The 3,977-nt window shown below is 74.9% G+C and carries 1 protein-coding gene; it reads right to left on the bottom strand.

Going from position 1 to position 3,977, the window contains the following annotated elements; genetic code table 11:
* Positions 1-3,936, bottom strand: a 3,936-nt coding sequence (locus B5D80_RS32510; RefSeq protein WP_245855140.1) for a type I polyketide synthase, incomplete at its 3' end; no start/stop codon positions are given.
* Positions 3,937-3,977: the final 41 nt, after the last annotated feature.

The raw sequence follows: 3,977 nt of genomic DNA, 5'->3' as shown, positions 1-3,977 counted from the left end.
GGTGTCGTAGAGGGTTTTGCCCATGTGGTGGCGTTGGGTGCCCTGTCCGGCGAACAGGAACGCCACCTTGCCGCGGGTGGCCACCGCGCCGGACGTGCGACCGTCGGCCAGCGCGTCGAGCCGGGTCAGCAGCTCTGCCCGGTCCTGCGCCACCAGCACCGCGTAGTGCGGTTGCCGCGCCCGCCTGGTGCCGAGGGTGTACGCGAGGTCGGGTAGCGACAACCCCTCCGCCACCGCCGTCCGCAGCTGGGCGGCCTGCGCCCGCAGCGCGTCGGCCGACCGGGCGAAGAGCACGAATGGCAGCGGTGTGCCACCCTCCGTCCGGTCCCGCCGAGGTCCGGGTGTGGGGTCGCCCTGTTCGAGGATGACGTGGGCGTTGGTGCCGCTGATGCCGAAGGAGGAGACGGCGGCGCGTCGGGGTTGGCCGGTGTCGGGCCAGGGTCGGGCCTGGGTGAGAAGGGCGATGGTGCCGGTGGTCCAGTCGACGTGGGAGGTGGGCTCGTCGGCGTGGAGGGTGGGGGGGAGGGTGCCGTGCCGCATGGCTTCGACGACCTTGATGATGCCGCCCACGCCGGCGGCGGCCTGGGTGTGGCCGATGTTGGATTTGAGGGAGCCGAGCCAGGCGGGCCGTTCCGGGGTGTGGTGTTGTCCGTAGGTGTTGAGGAGTGCTTGGGCTTCGATGGGGTCGCCGAGTCGGGTGCCGGTGCCGTGGGCTTCGATGAGGGTGATGTCGGTGGGGTGTAGCCGTGCGTTGGTGAGTGCTTGGTGGATGACGCGTTGTTGGGCGGGTCCGTTGGGTGCGGTGAGTCCGTTGGAGGCGCCGTCCTGGTTGATGGCTGAGCCGCGGAGGGTGGCGAGGACGCGGTGGTGGTGGCGGCGGGCGTCGGAGAGCCGCTCCACCAGCAACAACCCCACCCCCTCGCTCCAACCCGTGCCGTTCGCGGACGCCGCGAACGACCGGCACCGCCCGTCCGGGGCCAGCCCGCGCTGCCGGCTGAACTCCACGAACGTGTGCGGCGTCGCCATCACCGTGACCCCGCCGGCGAGGGCGAGGTCGCATTCGCCGGTGCGGAGGGCCTGGGCGGCGAGGTGCAGGGCGACCAGGGAGGACGAGCAGGCGGTGTCGACGGTGACCGCCGGCCCCTCCAACCCGAAGGTGTACGCGATCCGACCGGACACCACACTGGAGGTGTTGCCGGTGAGGAGATGCCCCTCGAACCCCTCCGGCGCGGTCCGCCACCGGGTGCCGTAGTCGCCGTACATGACCCCGGCGAACACCCCGGTCCGGCTGCCCCGCAGCGCCGTCGGGTCCACCCCCGCCCGCTCGAACGTCTCCCACGCCGTCTCCAGCAGCAGGCGTTGCTGCGGGTCGGTCGCGGTGGCCTCCCGGGGACTCAACCCGAAGAACTCGGCGTCGAAGTCGGCGGCGTCGTGCAGGAAACCCCCTTCCCGGCTGTACGAGGTGCCGACATGATCCGGGTCGGGGTGGTACAGCCGGGTGAGGTCCCAGCCCCGGTCGGTCGGAAAGCCGGTGATCGCGTCCCGGCCGTCCACCACCAGTTGCCACAGGTCCTCGGGCGAGGAGACCCCACCGGGATACCGGCAGGCCATCCCGACGATCACGATGTCGTCGTCCCCGGCGGTCGTGGTCGTCGTCACCGGCGTCACCGTGGGCGCGCTGCCGAGCAGGTGGCTGACCACCGCCTCCGGGGTGGGGTGGTCGAACACCAGGGTGGTCGGCACCGGCAGACCCGTCGCCAGGGCCAGCCGGTTGCGCAACTCGACCCCGCTGAGCGAGTCGAACCCGAGTTCGCGGAACGACCTCTCCGGGTCCACCGCCGCCGCCGAGGCGTGCCCGAGCACGTCGGCCACCGTCGAGCGGACCAACTCCCGTAGCTCCCCCTCGTCACGGGCCACGGCCGCGACGACCGGCGTACGGCGGGTGACCAGGCCGCGCAGCAGCGCCGGCAGGACGTCACGGGCGCGCAGCGCGGCCAGGTCCAGGCGTACCGGGGCGAGCACCGGTACGTCGTGCCCCAGGGCGGCGTCGAACAGCGCCAGGCCCTGCGCGAGGGTCAGCGGTGGCAAACCGTCGCGTCGCCAGCGGGCCACGTCGGCGGCCGACAGCCGGGCGCCCATGCCCGTCTCCGCCCACAGGCCCCAGGCCAGCGACAGGGCGGGCCGGCCGAGGGCGTGCCGGTGGGCGGCGAGCGCGTCCAGCGCGGTGTTCGCCGCCGCGTACGCGGCCTGGCCGGCGGTGCCGAGCAGGCCGCTGATCGAGGAGAACAGCACGAACGCCCGCAACGGCCGGTCGAGGGTCAGCTCGTGCAGGTGCCAGGCGGCGGTCGACTTCGTCGCGGCGGCGGCGAGCCCCTCGTCGGTCAGCGACGCCACCGTCGCGTCCTCGACCACGCCGGCCGCGTGCACGACGACGTCCAGGGTGGGCAGCCCGTCCAGCAGGCCGGCCAGCGCGGCACGGTCGGCGGCGTCGCACGCCTCGACCCGGACCCGCGCCCCCGCCCCGGTCAACTCCTCGACCAGCTCGGCGACGCCCGGCGCGGCGGGCCCCCGGCGGCTGGTCAGCACGAGGTCGCGCACCCGGTGGGTGTGCACGAGGTGCCGGGCGACCAGCGCGCCCAGCGCCCCGGTGCCGCCGGTCACCAGCGCGGTGCCGGACAGCGGCTCGGTCGGTCCGGCCGGGGCGACGCGGACCAACCGGGGGGCCTGCCAGGAGCCGTCGCGCCACGCCACCTCGGGTTCACCGGCCGGCACGGTCCGCACCAGGTCGTCCGCGTGGACCAGCACGAACCGGCCCGGGTACTCGGCCTGCGCGGACCGGATCAGCCCGACCGCCCCGGTCCGGTCCGCGGCGGACACCACCAGGGCCGTCGGCGCGGTCCCGTCGAGGTGCGTGCGCACGACGGCGAGCGCCTCGCCGGCGTCGGCGACGGCCACCCCGACGAACTCCAACGGGTCGGCCTCGACCGGCACCCAGTCGACCCGGTACAGGTCGGTCGCCGCCGGCAGCCGCGCCGGCCGCAGGCTGAGGCCGTCCACCACGGCCAGCACACCGTCCGTGTCGGTCAGCGTCAGCGTGCGTCCCGCCGTCCAGTGCGCCCGCACCGGGCCGGCGGGGTGGCGCAGGACGGTGACACCGGTCCAGCTGAAGGGCAACAGGACCGGGTCACCGTCGAGCACCAGCGGGTGCAGTGCGGCGTCCAGCAGCGCCGGGTGCAGCACGAACCGACCGGGGTCGGCGGGCAGGGCCAGCTCGGCGAGCAGGGTGTCGCCGTGCCGGGCGGCCGAGGCGAGCCGGAACGCCGGACCGTAGTCGTAGCCCTTGTCGGCCAGTCGCTCGTAGAGGTCCTCGATCGGGGCGGACGCGGTGGGCGCGGGTGCCGGTGCGGGCGGGGCCCCCACGGCGGTCAGCACCCCGCTGGCGTGGCGGGTCCACTCCGCAGCGTCGGCGGGGCGGGCGTGGATGGTGACCGGGCGGTCCTCGTCGGCTGGTCCGACGGTGACCCGTACCGCCACCGCGCCCTCGGCGGGCAGCACCAGCGGTGCCTCCAGGGTCAGCTCGGCCACCCGGGGCAGGCCGACGTCGACGCCCGCCCGCAACGCGTACTCCAGGAACACCGTGCCGGGCACCAGCGTCGCGCCGAGCACCACGTGGTCGACCAGCCACGGCGCGTCCTCCCGGGACAACCGGCCGGTGTAGACGGTCGTACCGTCCGCCAGCGCCACGGCGGCGCCCAGCAGCGGGTGGTCGACACCCTCCTGGCCGAGCCCGGCCGCATCGGCCGGGCGGCTCGCGGTCAGCCAGTAACGCTCGCGCCGGAAGACCGAGGTGGGCAGCTCCACCGGCCGCGCCTGCGGGTAGACCGACGCCCAGTCGACCCGAGTGCCGGCGACGAAGCAGTCGGCCAGGGCCTGCATGAGGGTGTGGTTTTCGGGTTTGTGGGGGTGGAGGAGGGGGG

The sequence above is a fragment of the Micromonospora wenchangensis genome, assembly GCF_002210435.1.
Taxonomy (GTDB): Bacteria; Actinomycetota; Actinomycetes; order Mycobacteriales; family Micromonosporaceae; genus Micromonospora; species Micromonospora wenchangensis.
This window is presented reverse-complemented; position numbering and strand designations above follow the sequence as displayed.